Below are 12,636 nucleotides of genomic sequence, written 5' to 3'. Positions count from 1 at the left end.
AACGGATCGATCGGATCAGCCGAGGGCGGCCAGCAGCTGCTGCGGCGACAGGCCGAACATCTCCCGGCACACCCGGCTGGCGTGCGCCCCGTCGGCGAAACCCGCGGCGTGCGCGGCGTCCGTGATGGACGCGCCGTCCCGCACCTTCTCGGCCATCGCACGCAGGCGCGACCAGCGGACCCATGCGGGGAAGGCCAGTCCCAGGTCGCGGCGCCACAGCCGGCTCAGATGCGAGGCCGACACCCCGATCTCCGCCGCGACGGCGGTCAGCGACAGGGCCTCGGAACGCCGCCGCGCCACCACATCCAGCGCCGAGCGGACGTACGGGTGGACGGGCCGCAGCCCGTCCCGTGCCGTCGCCAGCGCCCGCAGCTCCGCCTCCGTCGGCGCCTCGGGGAGGGCAGCCGGTACCGCGTCGGGATCGAGGTAGACGGTGAGCCCCGCCGCGTCCGGCGAGACCGGGCCGATCGCGTGCACGGTGCCCGCCGGGATCACGAAGGCGGTCACGCCTTCCCGGGTGCGCGGCGGACCGTCGGGCGGCTGGACGGTGACGGTGACCGTCCCGGACCGGAGGGAGAGGAGCTGGCACGCCGCGTGCCGGTGCCGCCCCGTCGTGCCGACGGCGCCGTCGTAGGCCAGCGCCCCGACGCCGAGGTGCACCGACCCCGTCCACCCGCTCATGCGCTCAGTTCAGCGCGTCGAGGACCTTCTCCGCCAGCTCGGGCCGGCAGACCACGAGGTCGGGGAGGTAGGGGTCGGGGTTGTTGTAGGTCAGCTCGCTGCCGTCGAGGCGCGAGCAGTGCAGGCCCGCGGCCCGCGCGACGCCGACGGGCGCGCAGGAGTCCCACTCGTACTGGCCGCCGGCGTGCAGGTACACGTCGACCTGCCCGGTCACGACGGCCATCGTCTTCACCCCGGCGGAGCCGAGCGAGACGGGCGTGAGGCCCAATGAGTCCGCGACCCGGAACATGCCGGGCGTCGCGCGGCTGCGCGAGAGGGCGAGATTGCCCGTCAGCGCACCCGTCGGCGCGGTGACGGTGTCGGAGCGGAACACCCGGTCCATCGCGGGCAGCGAGACCGCGCTGTGCACCGGCTGCCCGCCCTGCGTGAGCGCGACGTGCACCGCGTAGTCGGGGCGGTGCGCCGCGTAGTCGCGGGTCCCGTCCAGCGGGTCGATGACCCACACCCGCTCGGCCGAGAGTCGCTCCGTGGAGTCCGGGGCCTCCTCCGAGAGCACCGCGTCGTTCGGCCGGTGCCGGCGCAGGACACGGGCGATCCAGGCCTGCGCGAGGCGGTCGCCGGTGTCGCCCAGCACCCCGTCGTCGAGCAGGGAGCCGTGCCGGATGGACTGCAGGATCCGCCCGGCACCGTCGGCGATCTCGGCCGCGAGCTCGATGTCGGACAGGGCGCCATGCTCGGATCGGCCGAAGAAGGTCATACCCCCACACTAGATTGGAGCCATGCCGGAGCTTCCCGAGATCACCGCGATCGCGGACTACGTGGGCGCCAAGGCCGTCGGCACGCAGGTCCGGCGGGTCGACGTGGCGGCGCTGTCCGTGCTCAAGACCTATGCGCCGGGCCCGCACGACCTGGTCGGGGCCACCGCCACCGGCACGCGCCGGATCGGCAAGTACTTCATCCTCGATGCGCGGAAGGGCGACGAGGCCCTCGCCCTCGTCGTGCACCTCTCCCGCGCCGGGTGGCTGCGCTGGTCCGAGAAGCTCTCCCCGACGCCGCTCAAACCCGGCGGGAAGTCGCCGATCGCGCTGCGCGTGCACGTCGGGCCCGAGGGCGAGGGCTTCGACCTCACCGAGGCGGGCACGCAGAAGCGGCTCGCGGTGTGGATCGTGCACGACCCGCAGGAGATCGAGATGGTCGCGACGCTCGGCCCCGACGCGCTGGCCGTGACCCGCGACGAGTTCGGCGCGATCCTCGGCGGCTCGCGCGCCCAGCTCAAGACGCTGCTCCGCGATCAGCGCACGATCGCCGGCATCGGCAACGCCTACTCCGACGAGATCCTGCACACCGCGAAGCTCTCGCCGTTCGCGGCGGCGAAATCCCTGGATGCGCAGCAGGCGGACGCCCTGTACGCCGCCATGCGGTCCGAGCTGGAGGACGCGGTCGAGCGGTCCGTCGGGCAGCACGTCGCCACGCTCAAGGCGGAGAAGCGCTCCGGGATGAAGGTGCACGCCCGCACCGGCAGCCCGTGCCCCGTGTGCGGCGACACCGTGCGCGAGGTCTCCTTCGCCGACCGCTCCTTCCAGTACTGCGCCACCTGCCAGACGGGCGGGAAGGTGCTGGCGGACCGGCGGATGTCGAAACTGCTGAAATGAGCCCAAACCGCCCTGAGGTTAGGCATCGCTGCATAGTCGATTGAAGGCGTGCCTTACCTTCTAGGCATGAACTGGGGTGATGCCGTCCCGAACTTCCTCATCGGCCTGCGTGAAGGCCTGGAAGCGGGACTGATCGTGAGCATCCTGCTCGCCGCCGTGAAGAAGTCGGGCGGTTCGCGGGTGCCGGTGTGGTTGGGCGCGCTGGGCGCGGCCTCGTTGTCGGTGAGTTTCGGGGCGATCCTGACGTTCACGACGTCGGAGCTGTCGGCGACCGCGCGGGAGGTCGTCGCGGGCACGCTGAGCGTGCTCGCCGTGCTGCTCGTGACGATGATGATCTTCTGGATGCGGCGCACCGCGGCGTCGCTGTCGAAGGGGCTGCGGGCCGACGTCGAGACCGCGATGGTGCTCGGCGCGGGTGCGCTCGTGCTCACCGCGTTCTTCGCCGTCGCGCGCGAGGGGCTCGAGACCACGCTGTTCCTGTGGACCGCGGCCCGCGCGTCGGGCGACGCGGTGGGCCCCGCCGTCGGCGCGGCGCTCGGCCTCGCGGTCGCGTTCGGCATCTGCGTGCTGCTCTACCGGCAGGCCGTGCGGCTCAACCTCGCCACGTTCTTCCGGTACACCGCCATCCTGCTCATCGTCGTGGCCGCGGGCGTCCTCGCCTACGGCCTCGGCGACCTGCAGAACGCCGGCGTCCTGCCCGGCCGCACCTGGATCGCCTTCGATCTGTCCGGCAGCATCAGCACCGACTCGTGGTGGGTGGCACTCATCGGCGGCATCACCAACCTCGCGCCGAAGATGACGGTGCTGCAGGTCGTCGCGTGGCTCGCCTACCTGGTGGTCGTGCTGGGGATCTTCCTCGGCACGAAGCCCGCCCCGGCGACCCCCGAGGAGAAGGGCCGCTTCGAGGCCTGGGCCGCGCGCCTCGCCGGGACGCGCACCGGCCTCGCGGCCGCGGTCGTCGTGCTGGTGCCGCTGCTCGTCGCGGGCCTGATCATCGCGATCCTGCCGGCCAAGCCCGCCGCCGCGGGCGCGGTGACCGTCACCGAGGCGGACTGCGCCCAGGGGTTCAGCGGCGCCTCGGCCGGGCAGCAGCGCATCACCGTCACCAACAAGTCCGGCAAGTCGGGCGAGATCACCCTGGTCGACAGCGGCGACGCCGTCGTCGGCGAGATCGAGACTCTCGGCCCGGCCACCACCGCCGACCTGTCGGCGACGCTCGGGGGCGGGAGCTACCGGTTCGTCTGCTACCTCGCAGGGCAGAAGGAGACACGCTCCGAGCAGTTCACCGTGACCGGCGGCGGTGCGGCTCCGAAGGCCGTCGCGCGCGTGACCAAGGACGACCTCGACGGCGCGAACGCGAAGTACCAGGACTACGTGCTGACGGTGCTCCCCGCCGTCGAGTCCGCCCTGAATCGCGTCAAGGCCGCGCTCGGCGGCGGCGACACCGCGGGCGCCAAGGCGGCGTGGCTCGACGCCATGACCGCGTGGGAGAAGGTCGGCGCCTCGTACAACAGCTTCGGCGAGGCCGGGACGGCCGTCGCGGGCCTGCCCGACGGTTTCGCCGACGGGGTCCGCGATCCGGAGTTCTCCGGCATCCGGCGCATCGAGTACGGACTGTGGACCGGGGAACCGTCGGCCGCGCTGACGGCGCAGGTCGACAAGACTCTCGAGGGGCTCGCGAAGGTCCGCACCGACCTGCGCACCGACGACATCGCCGGCGACCCGATCACTCTCACCAAGCGCGCGCAGGAGATCCTCGAGGACGCGCTGCGCGACCACCTCACCGGCGTCAGCGACCAGGGCGCGCACGCCGGCTACGCCGCGACCGCCGCCGACGTCGAGGCCACCCGCGCCGTGCTCCGCGTGCTCGAGCCGCTGCTCGCGCCCCGCGTGCCCGACCTGCTGCCCACGGCGCGCCGCGAGCTGGACGACATCACCAAGGCCCTCGACGCCGTCAAGCGGCCCGACGGCACTTACCCGCCGCTCGAGGCTCCGCCGCTGGCGTTGCGGCAGAAGATCAACGGCACCGTCGGGCAGGCCCTCGAGACCCTGTCCGCCGTGCCCAACCTCCTGGAGATCCCCAAGCATGAGCGATGAGACGACGACCGGCACCGGCCGGCGGAAGTTCCTGCAGGGCGCGGCGGTCGGCGCCGTGGGTGTGGCCGCCGTCGGCGGCGTGCTGGCCGGGGGTGCGCGCAGCGACGCGGCGCAGTCCTCGGGCCCGACGGTGCGCGATTCCTACCCGTTCGAGGGCGAGCACCAGTCCGGCATCCTGACGCCCGCCCCGGCGGAGAAGCAGGCGGCGCTCATGGTCGCGGCCTTCGACGTGATCACCGATCGCGCGGGCCTGGAGAAGCTGCTGCGGACCATCACCGAGCGGGCGCGGTTCCTCACCGCGGGCGGCACCCCGGCGAACCTGGGCGTGGGCAAGCCGCCCGCGGACAGCGCGGTGCTCGGGCCCGTGGTCCCCGCCGACGGGCTGACGATCACGCTCGGGGTGGGCTCGTCGCTCTTCGACGACCGGTTCGGGCTGGGCGCGAAGAAGCCCGCGAAGCTCAAGCCGATGACGGTGTTCCCCAACGACCAGCCGGACGCCGCACAGATGCACGGCGACCTGGTGCTGCAGTTCTGCGCCAACAACCCCGACACCGTGCACCATGCGCTGCGCGACATCGCCAAGCACACCCGCGGCGCGATGCAGCTGCGGTGGAAGATGCAGGGCTACGGTGCACCGCCGCGGCCCGAGGGCGCGGCGCGCAACCTCATGGGCTTCAAGGACGGCAGCGCCAACCCCGTCGGCTCGCAGGCGGAGGAGCTGATCTGGGTGACCGGCGGCGGCGAGCCCGCGTGGGCGACCGGCGGCACGTACTTCGTGGTGCGGCTGATCCGGATGATGGTCGAGTTCTGGGACCGCGTTTCGATCGCCGAGCAGGAGGGCATGTTCGGCCGGCGCCGCGACTCCGGCGCCCCGCTGGACGGCGCCGCCGAGACCGACGAGCCCGACTTCGCCGCCGACCCCGAGGGCGACGTGATCCCGATGGACTCGCACATCCGCCTCGCGAACCCGCGCGAGGGCGAGAAGACGGAGAAGCAGCGCCTGGTGCGGCGGTCGTACAACTACGACCTGGGTCTGGACATGAACGGCAACATGGCGTGCGGCCACGTCTTCCTGTGCTTCCAGCAGGACGTCGAGGCGCAGTTCGAGGAGGTGCAGAAGCGCCTGATCGACGAGCCGCTCACCGACTACGTGACGCCTTTCGGCGGCGGCTACTTCTTCGCCGTCCCCGGAGTGCGGGGTGCGGACGACTTCCTAGGGGCCGGGCTGTTCCGCTGAGGCCGGGCTCCTCACGATGTCGCCTTCTGCGGCGTCGCACGTGCGCTGGAACACGTGTGGTCCCGTAGAACTGGAGATTCTGAGCTGCGTGCCCGCGCACAGACGACGATGCCGCCGGACCCTGGGTGAGGGGTCCGGCGGCATTCGCTCTCTCGCGGCCGGTGAGTGCCGCGGCGGCGGGGACTACTTGATGAGCTTGTCCGCGCCGTCGTTCGTGCCCGTCTCCGGGTCGTAGTCGCCGAGCAGGAAGTCGCCCTCGGCGGCCTCGTCCTCGATCTCCTGGGAAACGGCCTCGGCCTGCGCGAGCGCGGCGTTGCGGCGGGCGATGGTGACCGCGCCGCCGGCGACGGCGCCGCCCAGGGCGACGGCCGCGAGCCACGGCTTGTTCAGGCGGTCGCCCAGCAGGTGGTCGACGGAGTACTTGCCGGGCCCGGTGAGGGCCAGCGCGGCAGCGGCGACGCCGAGGGTGATCGGGTACTCGTTGCCGCCGCTCTGCGCGGCGAAGCCCTGCGGGCGGTGGACCTCGGCGGCGACCAGCATCGCGCCCACGCCGCCGGCCGCGGCCAGCGGGGTCGCGGCGCCGAGTGCGAGGGCGGCACCGGCCAGCTCGCCCGCGCCGGCGAGGGCGGCGTTGGGCTTGCCGGGCGCGAAGCCCATGGACTCGAAGCCCTGGCCGGTGGCCTCCAGGCCGTGGCCGCCGAACCATCCGAACAGCTTCTGCGAGCCGTGGTACGCGAGGGCGCCGCCGACGGCGGTACGCAGGGCGAGGAGCCCGAGGTCACGTGCGGTGTTGTTCTGTCCCATGGTGGGGTCCCTTCCAGCGGAGGTCGTCGGTTCTGAGGCGTTCAACCGGACCGCGGTCCCGACGATTCCCGGGAGTGGTCCACTTCACACGACGAGTTGGCCCTCGAGGTCCGGCATCGTCGCGCCCCCCGTCGCCCGACGGTACGCGGTGCCCACCAGCTCGATGGCCTGGGCGAGCTGGTCCGGCGGCAGCGAGAAGGGGATGCGGATGTTGCGCTCGAGGGCACCGTCGACCCCGAAGGCGGAGCCGGCGGCGATGCGCACCCCGAGCCCCGCGGCGGCCGCGGCGGTGGCGGTCCCGACGGGCCGCGGCAGCGTCACCCACAGGCACAGCCCGCCGACGCCGGGGGAGACCGTCGCCCCGGGAAGGTGTTCGGCGACCGCGTCCAGCGCGACCGCCCGCGCCGCCCGCAGCGAGTCGAGCCGCCCGGGGAGGAAGTCGGCGAGGTGGTCGAGGGCGTAGCCGGCGGCGAGCTGCTCGAAGACGGCGCCCGCGAGGTCCATGTCGTAGCGGGCGGCGGTGAGCGAATCGGGGGAGGTCTCGGTGCGGATCCAGCCCACCCGCAGGCCCGCCCAGATGGTCTTGCTCGCGGACCCGAGCGTGATGATCCGGGCGCCGCGCGGCGCGAACGCGGCGACCGGCGGGGGAGCGGGAACGTCGAGTGCGAGCTCCGCCATCGTCTCGTCGACCACCACGGGCACGCGGTAGCGGGCGGAGATCTCGCCGAGCCGCCGCCGCCCGGCCTCGTCGAGCAGCAGCCCCGTCGGGTTGTGGAAGTCGGGGATGGTGAAGATGATCCGCGGATTCTGCTGCTTCACGACGGCCTCGAGCTGGTCGAGGTCCCAGCCGTGCTCCGGGTGCAGCCCCACGGCGACGGGCCGCGCGTTGTGCCGGCGCAGCGCGAGGATCGTGCCGTGGTGCGTCGGCTGCTCGATGACGACGCGGTCGCCCGGATGGACCAGCGTGTCCAGCACGACGCGCAGCGCGTGCTGCGCGCCGGAGGTCACCAGGATCTGCTCCTCCGAGGTGGGCAGGCCGCGGTCGGTGTACCGCCGCGCGATCGCCTCCTTGAGCGCCCGCACGCCGCCGGGGTAGAGGCCGATCCCCGCGAGGTAGGGCGGCGCGCATTCGAGCGCGTGCCGGTAGCCGTCGTGCACGATCTGGTCGGGGGCCGACGGTGCCGCGATGTTCAGCCGGATCAGGTCGGCCTCGGGGCCGGTGTCCGCGGGCTCGGCGGGCACGGCGTGCGGCAGCGAGAGGACGCTGCGCGCGCCCTGCCGGGACTGGAGGTGCCCGCTGTCGCGGAGCTCGGCGTAGGCGGTGGTCACCGTCGTGCGGCTGACCTCGAGGTGCGCGGCCAGGGCGCGCTCGCTCGGCAGCGCGGTCCCGACGGGGACCCGCCCGTCCAGGACCAGCAGGCGCAGCGCCTCGGCGAGCGCGAGGTAGGCCGGGCGCGGACCGTCGGCCTTCCAGGAGCCGAGCTGGCGGACCAGGGCGGCCGCGCCGACAGTGCCAGTTGACGGGAACATGAGGCCAGTATTTCAGAACTGGCTATGGATTGTCATGCCACTTGGCGCCAGGGTGGGTGTCATGATGATTCGACTCGTGAAGCTGTTCGTGGGCCTGTGGCTGTACGGGACGGCGATGGTCGCGATCCTGCGCGCGGGCCTCGGCAACATGCCGTGGGACGTGCTGCACCAGGGGCTCGCGGAGAAGATCGGCCTGTCGGTGGGGGTGACGTCGATCGTCGTCGGCGCGCTCGTGCTGCTCGCGTGGATCCCGATCCGGCAGAAGCCGGGCTTCGGCACCGTCGCCAACGTGATCGTCATCGGCGTCGCCTTCGACACCATGGCGCCCCTGTTCCCGGAGAACCCCGCGCTGGTCGTCGCGGTCCCGATGATGCTCGGCGGCATCGTGCTCAACGCCTTCGCGACGGTGCTCTACATCGGCGCGGGCATGGGACCGGGCCCGCGCGACGGCCTGATGACGGGGCTCGTCGCCCGCACCGGCGGCTCGGTGCGCGTGGTGCGCACGTCGATGGAGGTGCTGGTCGTGATCGTCGGCTTCCTCCTCGGCGGCACCCTCGGCATCGGCACCGTGCTCTACGCGGTGGGCGTCGGCCCGCTGATCCAGCTGTTCGCGCGCACCGGCCTCGGCGGCCCCGCGCTCGCCCGCGGCGGGGCGCACTCCGGCGCGCACGGCGGCGACGCGCACGCCGGCACCGGCGCGGACGCCCACGGCGTGGATAGGGTGGGGGAATGCGGATCCTCATCACCGGAGCCAGCTCCGGTCTCGGCGAAGGCATGGCTCGGACGTATGCGGAGCGTGGCGAGGACGTAGGTCTCCTCGCGCGGCGCCTCGATCGGCTGGAGGCCCTGCGCGCCGAGCTCAGCTCCTGCCCCAAGGCGGGCGCGGTGGAGATCGGCCGGCTCGACGTCACGGACTTCGACGCCGTGCCCGTCGCCATCGGCGACGTGGTCGAGCGGCTCGGCGGCCTCGACCGCGCGATCGTCAACGCCGGCATCGGCAAGGGCGCGCCGCTCGGCACCGGCAAGGCGTACGCCAATCTGGAGACCGTGCAGACCAACCTCACCGGCGCTCTCGTGCAGGCCGAGGCGGTGCTCGAGATCTTCCGCGCGCAGGGCCGCGGCCACCTCGTGCTCATCAGTTCCATCGCCGGGCAGCGCGGCATGCCGAAGGCGCAGGCCGCCTACTCCGCCAGCAAGGCCGGCCTCACGGCCCTGGGGGAGGGGCTGCAGGCCGAGTTCGCGGGCAGCGATATCACGGTCACCGTCATCAAGCCCGGCTTCATCGAGACCGACATCAACAAGGGCGTGAAGACGTCCATGAAGTCGTCGCTCGACGACGGGGTCAAGGCCCTCGTCAAGGCCATCGACCGCGAGCCGAAGGAGGCGGCCGTCCCGTCGTGGCCGTGGACCCCGCTCGGCGCCGTGCTGCGGCACGCCCCGGACGAGCTCACCCGCCGCCTGATCTGAGCCCCGACCGGATCCCCCGGAAGGACTAGGGGCCCACCCCTGAGGCGCCTCCCCGAAACGTGGGGGCCCGGCCCGGATGTGCCGTGACACCGCAGTTCCTAGCGTTAGCAGGGACGAAAGGTGGTGCGAAATGCGCACATTCATCAAGACAGCCACGATCGCCTCCGCAGCCGGAGTCGCCCTCATCGTCGCCGCGGCCCCCGCCCACGCCGACCCGGACATCAGCGACTACGCCCGCGGCAGCATCGGCGAGAGCTGCGCCGGATACGCCGTCGGCAAGCTCGCGCTCGAGCGCAGCCAGGGCTTCGTGCTCAGCTGCAACGCCAACGGCACCTGGCAGATCCCCAAGGAGCCGTGAGCCCCTACTCCGGTGCCCGACGCTCGGCCACGAACCGCCGGGTGACGGACATGTCGCGCTCGCCCAGCCCGGCGGCGACGATCTCCTCGAACTCGGCCAGCAGGGCGGGCAGCAGCGCCGCCTCCGTACCGGTGGCGGCCGCGACCTCCGCGCCCGACTTCAGGTCCTTGAGCAGGTACTTCGCCATCCCCGACGGGGCGTCGTCGCCGGTGACCAGCTTCTCCTTGCGCGTGTCCAGCAGGCGCGAGGCGGCGTAGCCCCCGCCGAGCAGGTCCCACATCGTGCCCAGGTCGATGCCCGACCGGTCGGCCAGCACCGTCGCCTCGCCCAGGGCGGCGATCGTCGCGGCGACCACCAGCTGATTGCAGGCCTTCGCGACCTGCCCCGCCCCGAGCGGCCCGAGCCGCACCGGGGTGCCGCAGGGCGCCAGCACCGCCGCGGCGAGGGCGCAGTCCTCCTCGGCGCCGCCCATCATGATCGACAGGGTGCCGGCGATCGCGCCGTCGTCGCCGCCCGAGACGGGGGTGTCGACGACGCGGACCCGGCCCGCGGTCTCGCGGTCCAGGCGCTCGGCGAGGGTGCGGACCCCGGGCGCGGAGGACGTGGACCCGATGAGCAGTAGGAGGGGGCGGTCGCCCGCGAGCAGCCCGCCCGCGAGCACCTCCTCCACCTCGGGCAGATCTGGCAGCATGAGGAGCACGACGTCGGCGACGGCGGCGAGCGACGCGGCGTCGTCGTGCTGGACGGCACCGTCGGCGACGAGGTCGGGGCGCGGGCGCCGGGCGGTGATGTGCACGCCCCCGTGCCCGCGGGCCAGGTGTCGCGCCATGGGGGCGCCCATGGCGCCGAGTCCGATCACGCCGACCGTCACCCCGCTGAGGGGGTCCGAAACCTCCGTCATTCGTCCAACCTAGCGAATCGCGTTCAATATGTTGGCCGATTGACTAGACTTGCCCCATGACCTCCACGCTCCGCGCCGCCCTCGCCGTCGACCTGCCCGAGGACGACTGCCTGCTCATCGAGCGGCTCGAGCCGCGCGTCGAGCTGCTGCGCGACCACACGCTGAACCGGCCCGCCCGGTGGGACGCCGACTGGGAGGGCGACCCCGCCTTCGCCCGCACCCCCGCGCAGGAGGAGGCCTTCACCGCGCTGCTCGACGGCGCCGACGCCCTGTTCGGCATCCCCGACGTGCAGCCCGCGCGGCTGGCCGCGACCGTCCGCGCGAACCCGTCGCTGCGCTGGGTGCACGCGACCGCGGCCGGCGGCGGCGCCCAGGTCCGCGCCGCGGGCCTGACACCTGCCGAGCTGGAGCGCGTCGCCTTCACCACCAGCGCCGGGGTGCACGGGTCGACGCTGGCCGAGTTCGCCCTGTTCGGGATCCTCGCGGGCGCCAAGGACCTGCGCCGCCTCGAGGCCGACCAGGCCGCCCGGCACTGGCCCGCCGAGCGCTGGGCGATGCGCCACCTCGACGAGATGACGGTGCTCATCGTGGGCCTCGGCGGCATCGGTGCCGCGACCGCCGCCCGGTTCAAGGCCTGCGGATCGACGGTCTGGGGCACCTCCCGCAGCGGCCGCCCCGTGGAGAACGTCGACCGCGTGATCCCGCTCGACGACCTCGCCCAGGCGGCCGCGCAGGCCGACGCCATCGTCGTGACCCTGCCCGGGACCGCCGCCACCGAGAAGCTCATCGGCGCCGAGCTGCTCGCGGGCCTGCGCCCCGGCACCCTGCTCACCAACGTGGGCCGCGGCACCGTCATCGACGAGGACGCACTGCTCGCCGCGCTGGACGACGGGCGGGTCGGCTTCGCCGCCCTCGACGTCTTCGCGACCGAGCCGCTGCCACAGGAGAGCCCGCTCTGGGGCCACCCCCGCGTGCTCGCCAGCCCGCACACCGCGGCGCTCAGCCGGCAGGAGGGCACGCGCATCGCCCGCCTCTTCGCCCGCAACGCGACCGCCCTGCTCGACGGTGCGCTGATGGCGAACGTCGTCGACACGGTGGAGTTCTACTGATGGCCTCGCCGGAGGGGACGCGGGCCCCGGCGCCCGCGGTGACCCGCGCGATCGGCATCCTCGCGCTGCTCGCCGAGTCCGAGAGCCCGGCCCTGAGCCTCAGCGACCTGGCCCGCGGCCTCGGCATCGCCAAGTCCTCGTGCGCCAACCTCTGCCAGGCCCTCGAGGACGGCGACATGATCCGCCGCGTGCCCGGAGGCTTCTCCCTGGGCCGCCGCACTGCGGAGATCGGCGGCGCGTACGCGCTGCAGTTCAACCAGGTCCGCGAGTTCTTCCCGGTGATCTCCGCGTCGCCCGTGCTGCACCGCGAGCTGGTCCAGATCACCATGCTCGACGGGGCCCACGCCCTCTACCTCGCGCGGCACGAGGGCCGGGTGCCGTACCGGTTCGGCACGCCGCTCGGCTCCCGGCTGCCCGCGGTCTTCACCGCGTCCGGCAAGGCGCTCCTCGCCGGACTGCCCGCCGACGAGCTCGACGCGATCCTCGCGACCGCCGTGCCCGCGCGCAGCGCCGTCGACGGCACCGAGATCACCGGCGCCGCGCTCCGCGCCGAGCTGGCGCGCATTCGCGAGCGCGGCTACGCCCTCGACCCCGGCAGCGGCACGCTGGGCCTCACCGGCGTCGCCGTCGCGCTGCCCGCCTGGTCGCCGGGCGACCCGCCGCTGGCCCTGGGCGTCGCCGTCCCGACGGAGCAGGCAGACGAGGCCCGGATCGCGACCGTCGCCGAGGCGCTGGCCGAGGCCGCCGCGCGACTGACCAACCCCTGGCGCGAGCGCGCGGCGACCGAGCGGCCCTAGTCC

Annotated in this window: 13 protein-coding genes; 8 read left to right on the top strand and 5 right to left on the bottom strand. The window is 73.5% G+C overall.

Annotation, left to right across the window (positions count from 1 at the left end):
- Positions 1-15 precede the first annotated feature (15 nt).
- Positions 16-681: a helix-turn-helix transcriptional regulator gene (locus ACM9LD_RS10670; protein WP_415676637.1), complete on the bottom strand. Its 666-nt coding sequence runs from the start codon at positions 679-681 to the stop codon at positions 16-18.
- A gap of 4 nt (positions 682-685) precedes the next feature.
- Positions 686-1,438 carry a 3'(2'),5'-bisphosphate nucleotidase CysQ gene (locus tag ACM9LD_RS10665; RefSeq protein ID WP_415676636.1) on the bottom strand — a complete coding sequence of 251 codons (753 nt, stop codon included), beginning with the start codon at positions 1,436-1,438 and terminating at the stop codon, positions 686-688.
- Positions 1,439-1,460: 22 nt separating this feature from the next.
- On the opposite strand from ACM9LD_RS10665, the gene ACM9LD_RS10660 reads away from it, so the two are divergent.
- The 3 genes from ACM9LD_RS10660 to efeB all read left to right on the top strand — a co-directional run bounded on the left by ACM9LD_RS10660 (position 1,461) and on the right by efeB (position 5,667).
- On the top strand, positions 1,461-2,333 hold the full coding sequence (locus ACM9LD_RS10660; RefSeq protein ID WP_415676635.1) for a DNA-formamidopyrimidine glycosylase family protein: 873 nt from the start codon (positions 1,461-1,463) through the stop codon (positions 2,331-2,333).
- A gap of 66 nt (positions 2,334-2,399) precedes the next feature.
- Positions 2,400-4,430 carry an iron uptake transporter permease EfeU gene (efeU, locus tag ACM9LD_RS10655; RefSeq protein ID WP_415676634.1) on the top strand — a complete coding sequence of 677 codons (2,031 nt, stop codon included), beginning with the start codon at positions 2,400-2,402 and terminating at the stop codon, positions 4,428-4,430.
- Positions 4,420-5,667 carry an iron uptake transporter deferrochelatase/peroxidase subunit gene (efeB, locus tag ACM9LD_RS10650; protein WP_415676633.1) on the top strand — a complete coding sequence of 416 codons (1,248 nt, stop codon included), beginning with the start codon at positions 4,420-4,422 and terminating at the stop codon, positions 5,665-5,667. Before efeU ends, efeB begins: the two co-directional genes overlap by 11 nt.
- A 183-nt stretch (positions 5,668-5,850) precedes the next feature.
- Here efeB and ACM9LD_RS10645 read toward each other — a convergent pair whose 3' ends face one another.
- Both ACM9LD_RS10645 and yczR read right to left on the bottom strand, forming a co-directional pair.
- Positions 5,851-6,471, bottom strand: a complete 621-nt coding sequence (locus tag ACM9LD_RS10645) for a DoxX family protein (RefSeq protein WP_415676632.1) — start codon at positions 6,469-6,471, stop codon at positions 5,851-5,853.
- An 84-nt stretch (positions 6,472-6,555) separates the two neighbouring features.
- The gene (yczR, locus tag ACM9LD_RS10640) at positions 6,556-8,001 is read right to left on the bottom strand and encodes a MocR-like transcription factor YczR (RefSeq protein ID WP_415676631.1); all 1,446 of its coding nucleotides are present in this window, start codon (positions 7,999-8,001) and stop codon (positions 6,556-6,558) included.
- Positions 8,002-8,062: 61 nt separating this feature from the next.
- Here yczR and yczE point away from each other — a divergent pair, with 61 nt between their 5' ends.
- The 3 genes from yczE (at position 8,063) to ACM9LD_RS10625 (ending at position 9,826) form a co-directional block, all read left to right on the top strand.
- Entirely contained in the window at positions 8,063-8,812 is a 750-nt protein-coding gene (gene yczE / locus ACM9LD_RS10635) for a membrane protein YczE (RefSeq protein WP_415676630.1), read from the top strand.
- Positions 8,731-9,468 (top strand): SDR family oxidoreductase, encoded by a 738-nt coding sequence (locus ACM9LD_RS10630; RefSeq protein ID WP_415676629.1) that lies wholly within the window; start codon positions 8,731-8,733, stop codon positions 9,466-9,468. Before yczE ends, ACM9LD_RS10630 begins: the two co-directional genes overlap by 82 nt.
- Before the next feature lie 130 nt (positions 9,469-9,598).
- Positions 9,599-9,826 (top strand): hypothetical protein, encoded by a 228-nt coding sequence (locus ACM9LD_RS10625; protein WP_068524176.1) that lies wholly within the window; start codon positions 9,599-9,601, stop codon positions 9,824-9,826.
- 4 nt (positions 9,827-9,830) lie between these two features.
- On the opposite strand, the gene ACM9LD_RS10620 is transcribed toward ACM9LD_RS10625, so the two are convergent.
- On the bottom strand, positions 9,831-10,727 hold the full coding sequence (locus ACM9LD_RS10620; RefSeq protein ID WP_415676628.1) for an NAD(P)-dependent oxidoreductase: 897 nt from the start codon (positions 10,725-10,727) through the stop codon (positions 9,831-9,833).
- Positions 10,728-10,783: 56 nt separating this feature from the next.
- On the opposite strand from ACM9LD_RS10620, the gene ACM9LD_RS10615 reads away from it, so the two are divergent.
- Positions 10,784-11,836 carry a D-2-hydroxyacid dehydrogenase gene (locus ACM9LD_RS10615; protein WP_415676627.1) on the top strand — a complete coding sequence of 351 codons (1,053 nt, stop codon included), beginning with the start codon at positions 10,784-10,786 and terminating at the stop codon, positions 11,834-11,836.
- Positions 11,836-12,633 (top strand): IclR family transcriptional regulator, encoded by a 798-nt coding sequence (locus ACM9LD_RS10610; protein WP_415676626.1) that lies wholly within the window; start codon positions 11,836-11,838, stop codon positions 12,631-12,633. The genes ACM9LD_RS10615 and ACM9LD_RS10610 overlap by 1 nt, the downstream gene beginning before the upstream one ends.
- Positions 12,634-12,636 lie beyond the last annotated feature (3 nt).

This window comes from Tsukamurella hominis, assembly GCF_965137015.1.
Classification (GTDB): domain Bacteria; phylum Actinomycetota; class Actinomycetes; order Mycobacteriales; family Mycobacteriaceae; genus Tsukamurella; species Tsukamurella hominis.
This window is presented reverse-complemented; position numbering and strand designations above follow the sequence as displayed.

Coding starts and splice junctions, on each gene's coding strand:
- ACM9LD_RS10645 (WP_415676632.1), bottom strand. CDS start 6,471: ATGGGACAGAACAACACCGCACGTGACCTCGGGCTCCTCGCCCTGCGT.
- yczR (WP_415676631.1), bottom strand. CDS start 8,001: ATGTTCCCGTCAACTGGCACTGTCGGCGCGGCCGCCCTGGTCCGCCAG.
- ACM9LD_RS10610 (WP_415676626.1), top strand. CDS start 11,836: ATGGCCTCGCCGGAGGGGACGCGGGCCCCGGCGCCCGCGGTGACCCGC.
- efeB (WP_415676633.1), top strand. CDS start 4,420: ATGAGCGATGAGACGACGACCGGCACCGGCCGGCGGAAGTTCCTGCAG.
- yczE (WP_415676630.1), top strand. CDS start 8,063: ATGATGATTCGACTCGTGAAGCTGTTCGTGGGCCTGTGGCTGTACGGG.
- ACM9LD_RS10615 (WP_415676627.1), top strand. CDS start 10,784: ATGACCTCCACGCTCCGCGCCGCCCTCGCCGTCGACCTGCCCGAGGAC.
- ACM9LD_RS10670 (WP_415676637.1), bottom strand. CDS start 681: ATGAGCGGGTGGACGGGGTCGGTGCACCTCGGCGTCGGGGCGCTGGCC.
- ACM9LD_RS10620 (WP_415676628.1), bottom strand. CDS start 10,727: ATGACGGAGGTTTCGGACCCCCTCAGCGGGGTGACGGTCGGCGTGATC.
- ACM9LD_RS10665 (WP_415676636.1), bottom strand. CDS start 1,438: ATGACCTTCTTCGGCCGATCCGAGCATGGCGCCCTGTCCGACATCGAG.
- efeU (WP_415676634.1), top strand. CDS start 2,400: ATGAACTGGGGTGATGCCGTCCCGAACTTCCTCATCGGCCTGCGTGAA.
- ACM9LD_RS10625 (WP_068524176.1), top strand. CDS start 9,599: ATGCGCACATTCATCAAGACAGCCACGATCGCCTCCGCAGCCGGAGTC.
- ACM9LD_RS10660 (WP_415676635.1), top strand. CDS start 1,461: ATGCCGGAGCTTCCCGAGATCACCGCGATCGCGGACTACGTGGGCGCC.
- ACM9LD_RS10630 (WP_415676629.1), top strand. CDS start 8,731: ATGCGGATCCTCATCACCGGAGCCAGCTCCGGTCTCGGCGAAGGCATG.